We start from the raw sequence: 16,362 nt of genomic DNA, 5'->3' as shown, positions 1-16,362 counted from the left end.
GTCAGCCGAGCTCGGGGGCGCGGTCGAGCAGCGGGCCGCCCCAGCGGGTCTCGAGCGCGGCCTCGAGGGCGGCGCCGACGCGGTAGAGACGGTCGTCGGCCTTCGCCGGGGCGAGCACCTGGAACCCGACCGGCAGGTTGTCGTCGGACAGGCCGTTCGGCACCGAGATACCCGGTACACCGGCCAGGTTCGCCGGGATCGTGGCGACGTCGTTCAGGTACATCGCCAGCGGGTCGTCCAGCTTCTCGCCGAGCTTGAACGCCGTCGTCGGCGCCGTCGGGGACACCAGGACGTCGGCCTGCTCGAAGGCGGCCTCGAAGTCGCGCTGGATGAGCGTGCGCACCTTCTGCGCGCTGCCGTAGTACGCGTCGTAGTAGCCGGCGCTGAGGGCGTAGGTGCCCAGGATGATGCGGCGCTTGACCTCGTCGCCGAACCCGGCGCCGCGGGTGGCGGCCATGACGCGCTCGGCGGTGACGGGGCCTTCCTCCGGCTCGACACGCAGGCCGAAGCGCATGCCGTCGAACTTGGCGAGGTTGCTCGACGCCTCGGCCGGCAGGATGAGGTAGTAGGCGGCCAGCGCGTACTCGAAGTGCGGGCAGGAGACCTGGACGATCTCCGCGCCGGCCTCCTCCAGCAGCGCCAGCGACTCCTCGAACCGCGCCTGGACACCGGGCTGGTAGCCGTCGCCCTGCAGCTGCTCGACGACACCGACCCGGACGCCGCTCAGGTCACCGAGCGCTCCCTGCCGAGCGGCACCCACGACGTCGGGCAGGGGCTCGGGGATCGACGTCGAGTCACGAGGGTCGTGCCCGCCGATGAGCTCGTGCAGCAGCGCGGAGTCCAGGACCGTCCTGGTCACCGGACCGGCCTGGTCGAGGCTCGACGCGAGCGCGATGAGCCCGTAGCGGGAGACTCCCCCGTAGGTCGGCTTGACGCCGACGGTGCCCGTGACGGCACCCGGCTGGCGGATGGACCCACCGGTGTCCGTGCCGATCGCGAGCGGGGCGGCGAAGGACGCGACCGCTGCGGCGGAGCCACCCCCGGAGCCGCCCGGGATGCGGTCCAGGTCCCACGGGTTGTGCGTGTTGCCGTATGCCGAGTGCTCCGTCGACGATCCCATGGCGAACTCGTCCATGTTCGTCTTGCCGAGGATGGGCATCCGCGCGGCACGGATCCGCTCGACGAGCGTCGCGTCGTACGGCGGGATCCAGCCCTCGAGGATCTTCGAGCCGGCGGTGGAGGGCATGCCCTGGGTGACCACCACGTCCTTGACGGCGATCGGCACACCGGCCAGGGGATGCAGGTCCTCGCCGTCCGCGCGCCGGGCGTCCACGTCGCGCGCGGTGGCCAGAGCCTCCTCCGCGGACACGTGGAGGTAGGCGTGGACGGCGGGCTCGACGACGGCGATCCGGTCCAGGTACGCCTGGGTGACCTCGGTGCTCGTCACCTCGCGCGCACGGAGCCTCTCGGCGAGCTCGGCCGCCGACAGTCTGGTCAGGTCCGTCATGTCACTCCTCCCCCAGGATCTGCGGGACGGCGAACCGGCCGTCCTCGGCGTCCGGCGCGGCGGCCAGGACGTCCTCGACCGGCAGCGACGGGACGGGCTCGTCCGCGCGGAAGACGTTCGACATCGGGAGCGGATGGCTCGTGGCGGGGACCTCAGGGGTCGCGACCGCGCTCACCTTGGCGATGGACTCGACGATCACGTCGAGCTCGCCGGCGAGCCGGTCCAGCTCGTCGGAGCGCAGCTCGATCCGCGCCAGTGCTGCGACGCGCGCGACCTCGTCACGGGAGATGGTGGACATGGCCGCCAGTCTAGTGGTCCCTCGGGCCCCGCCAGGGCACCGCGTGGTCACGTCCGTGTGAACAGACGGACGGTCGTCGGCACAGCCGGCAGCGGGCACGTTCCCGGCGACGACAAAGGACCCCGCACCAGAAGGTGCGGGGTCCTCGTCAAAGGGTGTCCGGCGGCGTCCTACTCTCCCACCCCGTCTCCAGGGCAGTACCATCGGCGCTGAAGGGCTGAGCTTCCGGGTTCGGTATGGGACCGGGCGTTTCCCCTTCGCTGTGACCGCCGTAACGTTATCGAGTTGTTCGGGTTCCCCGTGTGTTCCCACCTGGTCAAGGTGGGTGGGGGGTGGTGCCCGTTTCTCGGGAACCGCACAGTGGACGCGTGCATAGCAGAAGTGTTGGTGTTGAAGTTGTTGGCTTATTAGTACCGGTCAGCTGCGACAGTCGTTGGTCCTGTCTTCCACTTCCGGCCTATCTACCCAGTGGTCTAGCTGGGTGCCTTCACCCCACGAGGGGGATGGAAACCTCATCTTGAAGCAGGCTTCCCGCTTAGATGCTTTCAGCGGTTATCCCTTCCGAACGTAGCGAACCAGCGGTGCTCCTGGCGGAACAACTGGCATACCAGAGGTTCGTCCGTCCCGGTCCTCTCGTACTAGGGACAGCCCTTCTCAAGTTTCCTGCGCGCGCAGCGGATAGGGACCGAACTGTCTCACGACGTTCTAAACCCAGCTCGCGTGCCGCTTTAATGGGCGAACAGCCCAACCCTTGGGACCTACTCCAGCCCCAGGATGCGACGAGCCGACATCGAGGTGCCAAACCATCCCGTCGATATGGACTCTTGGGGAAGATCAGCCTGTTATCCCCGGGGTACCTTTTATCCGTTGAGCGACGGCGCTTCCACAAGCCACCGCCGGATCACTAGTTCCGACTTTCGTCCCTGCTTGACCTGTCGGTCTCACAGTCAAGCTCCCTTGTGCACTTGCACTCGACACCTGATTGCCAACCAGGCTGAGGGAACCTTTGAGCGCCTCCGTTACATTTTGGGAGGCAACCGCCCCAGTTAAACTACCCACCAGGCACTGTCCCTGATCCGGATCACGGACCGAGGTTAGATGGTCGATGCGGTCAGAGTGGTATTTCAACGGCGACTCCACTCGCGCTGGCGCGCGGGCTTCATAGTCTCCCACCTATCCTACACAAACCGCACCGAACACCAATACCAAGCTATAGTAAAGGTCCCGGGGTCTTTCCGTCCTGCTGCGCGTAACGAGCATCTTTACTCGTAGTGCAATTTCGCCGAGTTCGTGGTTGAGACAGCGGAGAAGTCGTTACGCCATTCGTGCAGGTCGGAACTTACCCGACAAGGAATTTCGCTACCTTAGGATGGTTATAGTTACCACCGCCGTTTACTGGGGCTTAAATTCTGAGCTTCGCTTACGCTGACTCGTCCTCTTAACCTTCCAGCACCGGGCAGGCGTCAGTCCGTATACATCGTCTTGCGACTTCGCACGGACCTGTGTTTTTAGTAAACAGTCGCTTCTCCCTGGTCTCTGCGGCCCTCACCGCTTCCCACCGCTAGGGTGTTCACGGATCGGGCCCCCCTTCTCCCGAAGTTACGGGGGCATTTTGCCGAGTTCCTTAACCACGATTATCTCGATCGCCTTGGTATTCTCTACCTGACCACCTGAGTCGGTTTGGGGTACGGGCGGCTAGAACCTCGCGTCGAGGCTTTTCTTGGCAGCTGAGGATCACCCGATTCCCGCTTGTGCGGTCACCGTCAGTTCTCACCGTATATGCTTCGCGGATTTGCCTACGAAGCCGGCTACGACCTTGGACGTGGTCTACCATCGCCACGCCGGGCTACCTTCCTGCGTCACCCCTGTTAACACGCTTACCTACTACCGGATTGGGTCCCACGCCGTTGTACCGGTGTCACCCGAAGGTGACGGTGGTACTCGGGGGTGGTCAGCATCACCGGATTCGGTATGGGCGGTTCTTCGCCGGTAGGAGAATATCAACTCCTTGTCCATCGACTACGCCTGTCGGCCTCGCCTTAGGTCCCGACTTACCCAGGGCGGATTAACCTGGCCCTGGAACCCTTGGTCATTCGGCGGACGGGTTTCTCACCCGTCTTTCGCTACTCATGCCTGCATTCTCACTCGTGTGGTCTCCACCGCTAGGTCACCCTGCGACTTCACTGCCCACACGACGCTCCCCTACCCACCCACACACCTGAACAACCCCCGAAAGGGATGCTGGGTAAAGTGTGAGTGCCACGGCTTCGGCGGTGTACTTGAGCCCCGCTACATTGTCGGCGCGGAATCACTTGACCAGTGAGCTATTACGCACTCTTTCAAGGGTGGCTGCTTCTAAGCCAACCTCCTGGTTGTCTGTGCAACTCCACATCCTTTCCCACTGAGCACACGCTTAGGGGCCTTAGCCGGTGGTCTGGGCTGTTTCCCTCTCGACTACGAAGCTTATCCCCCGCAGTCTCACTGCCACGCTCTGGCTTACCGGCATTCGGAGTTTGGTTGACGTCAGTAACCTGGTGAGGCCCATCGGCCATCCAGTAGCTCTACCTCCGGCAAGGAACGCGTGACGCTGCACCTAAATGCATTTCGGGGAGAACCAGCTATCACGAAGTTTGATTGGCCTTTCACCCCTAACCACAGGTCATCCCCTCAGTTTTCAACCTAAGTGGGTTCGGTCCTCCACGCCGTCTTACCGGCGCTTCAACCTGCCCATGGCTAGATCACTTCGCTTCGGGTCTAGACCCGGCGACTCAATCGCCCTGTTCGGACTCGCTTTCGCTACGGCTTCCCCACACGGGTTAACCTCGCCACCGAGCACTAACTCGCAGGCTCATTCTTCAAAAGGCACGCCGTCACCCCTGCTAAGGAGGCTCCGACGGATTGTAGGCACACGGTTTCAGGTACTATTTCACTCCCCTCCCGGGGTACTTTTCACCTTTCCCTCACGGTACTTGTCCGCTATCGGTCACTAGGTAGTATTTAGGCTTAGCAAGTGGTCTTGCCAGATTCACACGAGATTTCACGGGCCCCGTGCTACTTGGGATCCCCTTCACCAGGCCGCACCATTTCGTCTACGGGACTCACACCCTCTACGGTCCGCCTTTCAATGCGGTTCGACTATGACACGACTTTCTTACTGGTCCAGACCATGTCAGTGATCTGAGAAAGGTCCCACAACCCCGCACACGCAACGCCTGACAGCTTGACACGCATACGGTTTGGCCTCATCCGCTTTCGCTCGCCACTACTCACGGAATATCTCTTCCTGCCGGTACTGAGATGTTTCACTTCCCGACGTTCCCCCCTGCACCCTATGAATTCAGGTACAGGTAACCGCACATGACTGCGGCTGGGTTCCCCCATTCGGACACCCTCGGATCACAGCTCGTTTGCCAGCTCCCCGAGGCTTAACGCAGGCTACAACGTCCTTCTTCGGCTCCTAGTGCCAAGGCATCCACCATGTGCCCTTCTAAACTTCGACACACACTACAAATATGCTACAGAAATCCAAGAATAATACTTGAACATCTGGGATGCTCGCGTCCACTGTGCAGTTCTCAAGCAACGGACGGTCCCGCCAGCCACCAGGCCCACCCGACCCCCACACACCTGCCCCACCACCACCCCCGAAGGAGCAGCGACCCGGCACGACGCGCGAAGCGGTATGAAGACCCGACCGACGACCCGTATCCATCAAAGGTCACCCGACCACGCAGGCCGGTTGCCTCAGGACCCAACAGTGTGCTCACACGACGAACCAGACACCACCGACCACGTTCCCACCCACCACCGAAGCAGCAGACGTACTAGCAGCCGGCACGCACCCAGCGCACCGCAAACAGTCAATGTTCCACCCAGAGCAACCACCAGACACACGTTCGGCGCCTACGATGGCTGTGCATGACCACCCACCAGCAGGGCAAGACCCCACCACGCGAGCAGTATGTGCTCCTTAGAAAGGAGGTGATCCAGCCGCACCTTCCGGTACGGCTACCTTGTTACGACTTAGTCCCAATCGCCAGTCCCACCTTCGACCACTCCCCCCGGACGAACCGGTTGGGCCATGAGCTTCGGGTGTTACCAACTTTCGTGACTTGACGGGCGGTGTGTACAAGGCCCGGGAACGTATTCACCGCAGCGTTGCTGATCTGCGATTACTAGCGACTCCGACTTCATGGGGTCGAGTTGCAGACCCCAATCCGAACTGAGACCGGCTTTTTGGGATTCGCTCCACCTTACGGTATCGCAGCCCTCTGTACCGGCCATTGTAGCATGCGTGAAGCCCAAGACATAAGGGGCATGATGATTTGACGTCATCCCCGCCTTCCTCCGAGTTGACCCCGGCAGTCTCCCATGAGTCCCCGGCATAACCCGCTGGCAACATGGGACGAGGGTTGCGCTCGTTGCGGGACTTAACCCAACATCTCACGACACGAGCTGACGACAACCATGCACCACCTGTGCACCGACCTTGCGGAACCACCATCTCTGGCAGCGTCCGGTGCATGTCAAGCCTTGGTAAGGTTCTTCGCGTTGCATCGAATTAATCCGCATGCTCCGCCGCTTGTGCGGGCCCCCGTCAATTCCTTTGAGTTTTAGCCTTGCGGCCGTACTCCCCAGGCGGGGCACTTAATGCGTTAGCTGCGGCACGGAACTCGTGGAATGAGCCCCACACCTAGTGCCCAACGTTTACGGCATGGACTACCAGGGTATCTAATCCTGTTCGCTCCCCATGCTTTCGCTCCTCAGCGTCAGTTGCGGCCCAGAGACCTGCCTTCGCCATCGGTGTTCCTCCTGATATCTGCGCATTCCACCGCTACACCAGGAATTCCAGTCTCCCCTACCGCACTCTAGTCTGCCCGTACCCGATGCAAGCCCGAGGTTGAGCCTCGGGTTTTCACACCAGACGCGACAGACCGCCTACGAGCTCTTTACGCCCAATAATTCCGGACAACGCTTGCGCCCTACGTATTACCGCGGCTGCTGGCACGTAGTTAGCCGGCGCTTCTTCTGCAGGTACCGTCCACCCGAAGGCCTTCTTCCCTGCTGAAAGAGGTTTACAACCCGAAGGCCGTCATCCCTCACGCGGCGTCGCTGCATCAGGCTTTCGCCCATTGTGCAATATTCCCCACTGCTGCCTCCCGTAGGAGTCTGGGCCGTGTCTCAGTCCCAGTGTGGCCGGTCGCCCTCTCAGGCCGGCTACCCGTCGACGCCTTGGTAGGCCATCACCCCACCAACAAGCTGATAGGCCGCGAGCCCATCCCCCACCGAAAAACTTTCCAACACCCACCATGCGGCAGATGCTCATATCCGGTATTAGACCCCGTTTCCAAGGCTTATCCCGAAGTGGAGGGCAGGTTGCTCACGTGTTACTCACCCGTTCGCCACTGATCCACCCAGCAAGCTGGGCTTCACCGTTCGACTTGCATGTGTTAAGCACGCCGCCAGCGTTCGTCCTGAGCCAGGATCAAACTCTCCGTAAAAGAGAGAAAACAACCAACGACCCCCAAGGGGCCACCAGTCGCCTATCGATACTGGCCAGACCAAACAGACTAGCTGTTCAATCCAGTCCAAAGGAACCAAAAAGGTTCAAAATTTGGCATTGACTATCAAGCACACTGTTGAGTTCTCAAACAACCGACGCACACCATCCAAGACCAGAACTTTCCGTTCCGACCCCGTCCGGGGCAACCCTTCAACCTTACCCGATCGTCCCGCTCTGTCCAAACCGCCTCAGCGACCCGATCAGTGGGACGACCACGACAAGATCCCCGCACCCGATGCCGAGGCGCACGAAGCACTCTCGCCCTTCCGGTGGAGTTTCAGCCCCGGCGGCCACCTCGCGGTGTCCGTTCCCTGTCGGGCTGACCTCGAGAACATTACACGGCCAGCGGCGCGACGCCAACTCCGCGAACCGTGACCCGGGGCACAGTCGCCAGGTCAGCATCCCCGCAGGTCAGGCGACCGCACCCCTCGCCACCGTCCGTGAAGGCCCCGGCCCGGGCTCGCCGACCGGCCCGGACCGGTCCCCGGAGCACGCCGCGGAGCAGGCCTGGACCTGCTCCGCGGACACGCTACGTTCGGAGGCGTGACCGCACCTTCCGTCGTCGTCCGCCCCGCCCGGGTCCACGAGGCGGCCGAGACCGCCTGGCTCGCCGCCCTCACGTTCCCGCTCGCCTGTCCCGCGGGGACGCCCGTCACCACGATGGCGGCCCACATCGCCACCCATCTGACGCCGGCCCGCTTCGCCGCCTGGGCCGCCTCGAGCGAGCACGTGCTGCTCGTCGCGGAGACCACGGGTCCCACGGAGGGCACCGGAGCCGTCGCCGGCTACGCGCTCCTGGCACGAGGCGAACCGGCCGGGGACGAGGAGTCGGCCGTCCTCCGGTCGGTCGCAGGGTCCGGCCCCTCCGTCGAGCTGTCGAAGATCTACGTCCACCCCGGCCATCTCGGCGTCGGCACGGCCGGCCGCCTGCTCGACGTCGCCACCGCAGAAGCCCACCGTCTCGCCCCCGGCCGGCCGTTCTGGCTCGGGACCAACGGTGAGAACCAGCGCGCCCAGGCCTTCTACCGGCGGCACGGTTTCGACGTCGTCGGTCGCCGCACCTACGACGTCGGCGGGGTGCAGCACGACGACGTGGTCATGCTGCACCCCGGTGCCTGAGCGCTCAGCGCGAGGAGAAGGCCGCGTCGAACGCGGCGTCCGGGGCGTCGAACGCGTGCTTGCGCACGAAGCCCACCGCCTCGGCCGCGCCGACGAGGCGATCCATCCCCGCGTCCTCCCACTCCACGGACAGCGGACCGTCGTAGCCGATCGCGTTGAGCATCCGGAACGCGTCCTCCCACGGCACGTCTCCGTGACCCGTCGAGATGAAGTCCCAGCCGCGCCGCGGGTCCGCCCAGGCCAGGTGCGACGAGAGCCGGCCGTTGCGGCCGTTGAGGCGCTTCTTCGTGTCCTTGCAGTGGACGTGGTAGATCCGGTCGGCGAAGTCCCAGAGGAACGCCACCGGGTCCAGGTCCTGCCAGACCATGTGGCTCGGGTCCCAGTTGAGGCCGAACGACTCCCGGTGGCCGATCGCCTCGAGCGTCCGCTTCGCCGTCCAGTAGTCGTAGGCGATCTCGCTCGGGTGCACCTCGAGGGCGAAGCGGACCCCGACCTCCTCGAACACGTCGAGGATCGGGTTCCAGCGGTCTGCGAAGTCCTGGTAGCCCGCCTCGACCATGTCGGCCGGCACGGGCGGGAACATCGCCACGGTCTTCCAGATCGACGAGCCGGTGAAGCCGACGACGGTCTTCACGCCGAGCCTGGCCGCCATGCGCGCCGTGTCCTTCAGTGCCTCGGCCGCACGCTGCCGGACGCCCTCCGGGTCGCCGTCGCCCCAGACCTCGGGTGAAAGGATCTCCTCGTGCCGCCGGTCGATCGGGTCGTCGCAGACGGCCTGTCCGGTCAGATGGTTCGAGATGGCGACGATCCGCAGCCCGTGGCGGGCCATGAGGTCGAGGCGCCCCTGGACGTACTCGGCGTCGTCCCACCGGGTCACGTCCAGGTGGTCACCCCAGCAGCACAGCTCCAGGCCGTCGTAGCCCCACCCGGAAGCCAGCTCGGCCAGCTCCTCCAGCGGCATGTCCGCCCACTGGCCGGTGAACAGGCTGATCGGTCGTGTCATGGTCGTTCCTCTCGTTGATGTCTCCACGGTCGGTCGCGGAATCCCGCCTCAGCGCGCACGGCGCCGACGATGCAGGAGGACTGCGGTGAGGCCGCCGGCGGCCACCAGGACCGCCAGACCGGCGATCGCCCAGGTGGACAGCCCGTCGCCCGCGTCGGGACCCGCTGCTGCCGCCTGGTCTCCGGAGGTACCGTCCGCGGCGACCTCCTCAACGCTCGGCTCGGCAGACGGCTCGGGGGCAGGGGGCGACGGCGGAGCAGCGACGTCGATCTCGGTCTCCCCCTCGTACTCGGCGGGCTCGGTCGCCGTCGCCGTGATCGTCCAGTGGCCCTCACTCAGAACTCCCGGCTCGGAGCGGTACCAACCCACGCCCTCGGAGGCCGACTGGAGCTGGATCGGCCCCACCTCTTCACCGTCGTCGGAGACGGCCGTCACCGTCAGGTCTACGGTCTCCTCGACCGGGTGTCCGTCACCGGCCCAGGTCACGGAGGCGTCGATCCCGCCGGCGCCGTCCGTGCCGAGGTCGACCTTCAGGTCTCCGCCGTGAGCCACGGCAGGCATCGCCGTCGAGACCCCGGCCAGCGCGAACGCAGCGAGAATCGCCACGAGCACCGCTCTTGCGACCGTCCGGCCATCGACCAGCACGCCACGTTGCGTCGTCATCAGTCCTGCTCCTTCATCGTCATCGATAGGGCCCTCGGCGCAGGTGCGGAGCGCACCGACCTGCACCGAGGGCTTGCCGACACCAGGTCGGCGGTGTCGCCGCCCGCGGTACCGACCTCACGATCGTCCCCGGGCCGGGAGACCGTGAGGCGTTCCCGGCACCCGGGCGGCGACGGTGCGGGGAGCCGTGACGTGCACGGCTCCCCGCAGTCATGTCAGCCGCAGGCCACCTCCTCGACGGTGAGGATGACCTTGGCCTTGCCCGACGGGCTCAGCTCCCACTCACCCTCGACCTCGAGCTCGGTCTTCGGCTCGGGGCTCGCGATCACGCGATACTGACCAGGCTCGAGCTCCGCCAGGTCGGAGGGCTTGCCCTGCGCATGCCCGTCGACCCAGTTGTGCACCACGTAACCCTTCACGCCGGTCACGTCGACCGGGCTCAGCGAACCCGTCGTCGCGCCGCCGTCGGAGCACGTGGGCTGGACCAGGTCGACCGCCGGGACACGGTCGCAGCCGTAACCGTCGATCGTGACCACGAGCGTCGCCTTGCCCGACGGGCTCATCGCCCACTCACCGTCCACCTCGAGGAGGTGGTCGGCGTCGGGTGTGGCGATCACGTGGTACTGGCCCGGAGCAAGGTCGCCCAGGTCGGACGGCTTGCCGTCGTTCAGGTCACCGTCCACCCAGTTGTGCACCACGTAGCCCTTGACGCCCTCGACGGCCTCACCGGTGAGCGAACCACCGGTGCGGACGTTCTCGCCGTCGGCGTCGACCTCGCAGGTCGGCTGCGTCACGGAGACCACGGGGGTCGCCGTCGGGCAGTCGAACTCGTCGATCGTGACGGAGGTCTCCAGGCGCCCCTTGAAGATCTCCTCCCAGCCGTCACCGGGTACGAGGGTGTAGCCCTCGGCCGGCCAGGCGCGCACCAGGTACTCGCCGGGCGACATGTCCCCCGCACGCACGTACCGGCTGGAGTCGTCGGCGTCCTTGACGACGTAGCGGGCCACGCCGTCCATCTCCGCGCCGACCACCGAACCGTTCACCTGGTCGAACTCCCCGTCGACGACGGTGCAGCTCGACTGGTTCACGGTCACGGCCGGAGTCGCCTCCAGCTCGGCCGGCTCGGCGATGGTGAACGTGAGCTCCTCCCCGGTGACGTTGTCGTCACCGGCCGAGGCGCGCACCTGGACGGTGTGCTCCCCCGGTTCGGAGATCTCGACCGGAGCGGTGTACTCCGCCCAGCCCTCGCCGTCGAGGTTGTACTCGCGGTACACGAGCACGTCCTCAGGGCCGCCGGTGGTCTCGATCGAGACCGTCACCGGACCGGTGTACGTGCCGTCCTCACCGTCGGGGGCCGCGGGGTCGAGCGACCCCGTGACCTCCAGCGGCTCGACGTCGTCGCCGACCACGTGGAAGTAGTCGAACGCCGCCGTCGACGAGGACTGCTGCACACCACCGAGGGTGAACAGACCGACCTTCGCGTCACCGAGGGACTCGTTGGTGACACTCTCCGGGAACTCCTCCCACGTCTCGCCGTCGGTGGAGTACGACGCGGAGAACGTCGTGCCCGCCTTGGCCAGTCGCAGGTGCCAGACGTCACCGGTCACGTCGGAGACCGTCGGGCCACCGGCGGAGGCGTTCTCCTCGGAGCGCACCTCCAGGTTGGCGGCCGTCGTCGCACCAGGCTGGTTCTTCGCCAGGTAGTCGAACTTGACGTAGTTGTCGTCGTCGACGTAGGCGATGAGACCCGCCTGCTGCCAGCGCTGGTCGAGGTCGGAGACGTCGACCTTGGTCTCGACCGTCCAGTCACCGTCCGGCTGGTCCTGGACGACGATGTTCGGCGTCCCGGTGTTGTCCGCTCCGTAGATGTCCGTAGCGGTCGTGTCGATCTCGAGCGAACCGTCACCCACGCGGTACCCGGTCGGGTCCTCGCGGACCACGGCCCAGCGGCAGCCGTCGAGCTGGTCGCCCTCGAACTCGTCGTCCGGTCCCGGCGCCACCGCGGTGTCGTCGGGGGTGACCGAGAACCAGTCGAACCGGGCGTCGATGACGTCGGCCGGTGAGTTGACGTTGGCGAACGCGGTCAGCCCGATCTTCGGGTCGACGATGTCCGCCGTCGTCGTGCTCTCCGGCATGTCGGTGAAGGTGACGCCGTCCGCCGAGTACGACCCGACGAGCGACTCCCCGGTACGGGTCAACCGCAGGTACACGGTGTCACCGAAGTCGGCACCGATGCCCGTGTTGATCTCCGACGGGTCGCCGTCGACCTCGGTGGCCAGCTGGAAGATGCGGGAGTCGGCATCGGGGCTGCTGCCCCGGCCCTGAACCGCCATCTTCACGTAGTTGGCGTCGTCCGCGTACAGGACGAGACCAGCCTGCTGGTAGTTGACCCGAGCCGCCAGGTCCACCTTCGTGGTGACCGTGAAGTCACCCTCGGGCAGGTCCTGCAGCACGATGTTCGACACGTCGTCGGCGGAACCACCGTAGATGTCGGTCTTCGTCGCCGGGATCACCAGGTTCCCGTCGGACACCGCGAGGTTCTGGTCGCGGCGCACCACGGTCGTCCAGCGGTCCTCGTCGAGCTCGTCGCCGAGGAAGTCGTCCGACCGGCCCGAGAAGCACTGGGCCGGCGGCACGACGACCTCAGAGACCTCGACCTCGACGTACTCGGTCGCATAGGCGCCGCCCGCGTCCGTCACACGCACCTGGACCCGGTACGTACCGGGCTCGGTGTACGTGTGCTCGAACGAGGACGTCCCCTCGACGAACCCGTCGCCGAGGCCTGCGTCCCAGGCGTAGGTGAGCGTCTCGGAGTCACCATCGGGGTCTGTCGCCGTGGCGGTAGCGGTGACCGTCAGCGGAGCGTCCCCGGCCACCGGGTCGGCCTCGAGCGTGACGTCGGGGCGGACGTTGTCCGTGACACCACGTCCGTCGAACTCGGCCCAGTTGACGTTCACACGACCGTCGAGCGACACGAAGTACAACGTCCCGGAACCCGACGGCGGGTCCACGAGCTCGACCGGGTCGGTCGTGATCCAGTTCTGCCACCCGCCGGTACCCGGCACGGTGATCAGAGCGATCTCTGGACCGTCCGGAGCATCCCAGCGCACGGACACGCGCGACGAGCTGGCCGGCGTCGAGGCACGCAGAGCGATCGCTTCGACGTTGTTCAGGCTCACCGGCTCGAAGGCCCACCAGTCGTCGGCCTCGGTCCAACCGACGTTGAGGCCGCCACCGGCCTCGTCCTCGGTCTCCTCGGTCTGCACACCGGCCGATCCCGACGACGTCGAACCGTCAAGACGGCCCGTCGAGGTGAAGAACTCCGCCTGGAGCGCCTTGGGCTGCAGGACCTGCAGGTCGTTGCCGCCCAGCGGAACTCCGGCGTCGCCGCCGTCGTCGGTGTACGAGGCCTCGATCACCCAGAAGATGTTCTCGGAGATCCCGTGACCCTCGTCGCGCGCCGTCTGGAGCATCCCCGAGCAGCCGGTGAGCTCCTCGAAGGGGTGGGCGTGGGTGTCGTGCCCGAGCGAGGTGTAGAGGTTGACCTCGGAGCAGTCGACCTCGCCGTCGGGGTCCGTGACCTCGACCTCGTAGGCCACCTGGTCACCGAACTCGAAGAAGCCGCCGTTCTCCGGGAACGTGATCGACACCGTGGGCGCTTCGTTGCCCACGACGACCGTCACGTTCGCGGTGCTGGTCTTCTCGTTGGCTGCCGTCACCGTCAGCTGCGCGGTGTACGAACCGTTTTCGGTGTAGGTGTGCGTCGGGTCCGCTTCCGTGCTGGGCGCGGAACCGTCGCCGAACGTCCACTGCCGAGTGATCGGCTCGCCACCGGGGTGACGCGAACCCTCCGAGGAGAACTGCACCGTCAGCGGTGCGGCACCGCTCGTCACGTCGGCCTCGGCCCGGGCGATCGGCGCCGGGTCACCCTGGACGTAGTTGACCTTGAAGATGCCGGAGGTGTCGTTGTTGCCACCGAACCCGGCGCCCCAGTCGACCATGTACAGCACGCCGTCGGGACCGAACTCGAAGTCCATCGGACGGTTGAACCCGGCCGAGGAGTCGAAGATGCCCGGCAGGATGCGGTTGACGTCCACCACGTCCTCGCGGGTCTCGCCCGCGAGCTGGATGGAGTACATGTTGCCCTGGTTCCACTCACCGAAGAACGCCTTGCCGTCCCAGTACTCGGGCCACTTGTAGTCCGAGTCCAGGTCCGGGTCGTAGGAGTAGGTCGGTCCACCCATGGGCGCACCGCCCCCACCGATCTCCGGCGAGACCTCCGAACCGTCCTTGTCATACGGGATCTCCGCGCCGATGATCGGCGGCAGCTCCGTCAGACCGGTGTTGTTCGGCGAGTCGTTCACCGGGGCAGCACAGTCGAAGGGCTCACCCGACTGACCGGTCGCGAAGTCGTAGTCGACGTACGCGTCCAGGTCACCCGTGCAGTACGGCCAGCCGTAGTTGCCCGGCTCGGCCACGACGTTCCACTCGACCGTGCCGGCCGGACCGCGGTCCGGGTTGGCGTTGCGGTTGTCCGGTCCGTAGTCGCCGACCAGGATGTTGCCGTTCTCGGCGTCCAGGTCGATACGGAACGGGTTGCGGAAGCCCATCGCGTAGATCTCCGGGCGGGTCAGGTCCGTCCCGGGTTCGAACAAGTTACCTTCGGGAACCGTGTAGGTCCCGTCCTCCTGCGGCGTGATCCGCACGATCTTGCCGCGCAGGTCGTTCGTGTTCCCCGAGGTGCCCTGGGCGTCGAAGTTCTCGCGACCCTCCCGCTCGTCGATCGGCGTGTAGCCGTTCGACTGGAACGGGTTGGTGTTGTCACCCGTGGCCAGGATCAGGTTCCCGGCGTCGTCGAACACCATGTCACCACCGGCGTGGCAGCAGGTGTCCCGCTGGGTCTCCACGACGAGCACCTTGACCTGCGACCCCGGGTCGATGCTCCCGGTGTCCGGGTCGTAGGTGAACCGGGAGATCCGGTTGTGCGGCCCGTCCTCGTCGACGTCGGTCGGCGACCAGTAGACGTAGACCCACCCGTTGGACTCGAAGTCGGGATCGAGCACGAGGCCGAGCAGACCGTCCTCGTTGCCCTGCGTGACGCTGAGTTCCAGCGCCGTCGTCGTGATGCCCGACTCGGCACCGATGACCTGCACACGACCGTCGCGCTCGGCGTAGAACACGTCACCGTTCGGTGCCACGTCGAGCACCATCGGGTTCTGCGTCTCGTCGTCGAGCGTGACCTGCTCGTAGCTCTCGGTCTGGCTGGCGTTGCAGTCGTTGTCGACCACGCCGGCCGCCGTGCGGATGCCGCCGAGCAGGTGCTCGAGGAAGTCCGGCTCGGAGAACGAGGCGTCGGTGTGACCACCGCCGGTGTACCAGGACCGGCCACCTTCAAAGTTGTGGCACCAGGCGATCGGGTGCTCGGCACCCATCGCCGTCCCGCCAGCGTTGTAGGTGCTCTCGTCGAGGGACGCGAGCACGTGGACCTCGTCGCGGGGGTCCGAGCGGAAGTTGTACCACTCGTCGAACCGGTCCCAACGCTCCGGCAGGTGTTCGGTCGACGGGTGCGCGTGGTCCTCCACCTTGATGGTGGCGTCCTGCTGGGCCGGGTGCCCGGCGAAGTAGGCGCCCACGAGCTCGCCGTACCACGGCCAGTCGTACTCGGTGTCGGACGCCGCGTGGATGCCGGCGTAGCCGCCGCCGTCCTCGATGTATCCCTCGAAGACGGCCTGCTGGGTGTCGTCCAGGACGTCACCCGTGGTCGACAGGAAGACCACGGCCTCGTACTGCTCGAGGTTCTCCTCGGTGAACGCACCGGCGTCCTCCGTCGCGGTGACGGTGAAGCCGTTGTCCTGTCCGAGCTGCTCGATGGCAGCGACGCCGGTCGGGATCGACCCGTGGCGGAAGCCCGCCGTCTTGGAGAAGACGAGGACGTCGAACTCGTCGATCGCCTCGGCGGCGGGCGCTACCTCGACCGGTCCGGGCTCGTCCTCGGCCGCTGCGGCACTGAAGATGCCGGTCAACGACAGAGGCAGAGCGACGGTGGTCGCGACAGCCGCCGCCACGCCGCGACGGACGCGACGTGATCGTGAGCTGAGCACTGTTCTCACCAGGAACTCCTTTGTCTGGGTGGGTGCTGCTGATGGTGCGCGCTCCGCGGTGCCCGCTCACGTCGGCCCGGACGTGGTGGAACCGGCTCGTGCTGGTCC

6 protein-coding genes and 3 rRNA genes are annotated in these 16,362 nt (G+C 65.8%); 1 reads left to right on the top strand and 8 read right to left on the bottom strand.

Features of this window, described 5'->3' with window-relative positions; all coding sequences use genetic code 11:
• Position 1: 1 nt before the first annotated feature.
• The 5 genes from gatA to UQW22_RS11650 all read right to left on the bottom strand — a co-directional run bounded on the left by gatA (position 2) and on the right by UQW22_RS11650 (position 7,306).
• Entirely contained in the window at positions 2-1,507 is a 1,506-nt protein-coding gene (gene gatA / locus UQW22_RS11670; protein WP_407317142.1) for an Asp-tRNA(Asn)/Glu-tRNA(Gln) amidotransferase subunit GatA, read from the bottom strand.
• Position 1,508: 1 nt separating this feature from the next.
• On the bottom strand, positions 1,509-1,805 hold the full coding sequence (gene gatC, locus UQW22_RS11665) for an Asp-tRNA(Asn)/Glu-tRNA(Gln) amidotransferase subunit GatC (protein WP_407317141.1): 297 nt from the start codon (positions 1,803-1,805) through the stop codon (positions 1,509-1,511).
• Between the two features lie 157 nt (positions 1,806-1,962).
• A 5S ribosomal RNA gene (gene rrf, locus UQW22_RS11660) occupies positions 1,963-2,079 on the bottom strand.
• 113 nt (positions 2,080-2,192) lie between these two features.
• A 23S ribosomal RNA gene (locus UQW22_RS11655) occupies positions 2,193-5,304 on the bottom strand.
• 475 nt (positions 5,305-5,779) lie between these two features.
• Positions 5,780-7,306: ribosomal RNA gene (locus UQW22_RS11650) — 16S ribosomal RNA — on the bottom strand.
• The 16S, 23S and 5S rRNA genes sit together here, the layout of an rRNA operon.
• Before the next feature lie 605 nt (positions 7,307-7,911).
• Here UQW22_RS11650 and UQW22_RS11645 point away from each other — a divergent pair.
• The gene (locus UQW22_RS11645; RefSeq protein ID WP_407317140.1) at positions 7,912-8,487 is read left to right on the top strand and encodes a GNAT family N-acetyltransferase; all 576 of its coding nucleotides are present in this window, start codon (positions 7,912-7,914) and stop codon (positions 8,485-8,487) included.
• A gap of 4 nt (positions 8,488-8,491) precedes the next feature.
• On the opposite strand, the gene UQW22_RS11640 is transcribed toward UQW22_RS11645, so the two are convergent.
• From UQW22_RS11640 to UQW22_RS11630, 3 genes are all read right to left on the bottom strand, one after another.
• On the bottom strand, positions 8,492-9,490 hold the full coding sequence (locus UQW22_RS11640; protein WP_407317139.1) for a sugar phosphate isomerase/epimerase family protein: 999 nt from the start codon (positions 9,488-9,490) through the stop codon (positions 8,492-8,494).
• A 48-nt stretch (positions 9,491-9,538) separates the two neighbouring features.
• Positions 9,539-10,153, bottom strand: a complete 615-nt coding sequence (locus tag UQW22_RS11635; RefSeq protein ID WP_407317138.1) for a hypothetical protein — start codon at positions 10,151-10,153, stop codon at positions 9,539-9,541.
• A gap of 215 nt (positions 10,154-10,368) precedes the next feature.
• Positions 10,369-16,263 (bottom strand): ThuA domain-containing protein, encoded by a 5,895-nt coding sequence (locus tag UQW22_RS11630; RefSeq protein ID WP_407317137.1) that lies wholly within the window; start codon positions 16,261-16,263, stop codon positions 10,369-10,371.
• Positions 16,264-16,362: the final 99 nt, after the last annotated feature.

Origin of the sequence: Isoptericola halotolerans, from assembly GCF_045689585.1 — a bacterium.
GTDB lineage: Bacteria > Actinomycetota > Actinomycetes > Actinomycetales > Cellulomonadaceae > Isoptericola > Isoptericola halotolerans_B.
This window is presented reverse-complemented; position numbering and strand designations above follow the sequence as displayed.

Bases quoted from the DNA above. Each gene is read 5' to 3' on its own strand.
- UQW22_RS11635 (WP_407317138.1), bottom strand. From the start codon at position 10,153: ATGACGACGCAACGTGGCGTGCTGGTCGATGGCCGGACGGTCGCAAGA.
- UQW22_RS11640 (WP_407317139.1), bottom strand. From the start codon at position 9,490: ATGACACGACCGATCAGCCTGTTCACCGGCCAGTGGGCGGACATGCCG.
- gatA (WP_407317142.1), bottom strand. From the start codon at position 1,507: ATGACGGACCTGACCAGACTGTCGGCGGCCGAGCTCGCCGAGAGGCTC.
- gatC (WP_407317141.1), bottom strand. From the start codon at position 1,805: ATGTCCACCATCTCCCGTGACGAGGTCGCGCGCGTCGCAGCACTGGCG.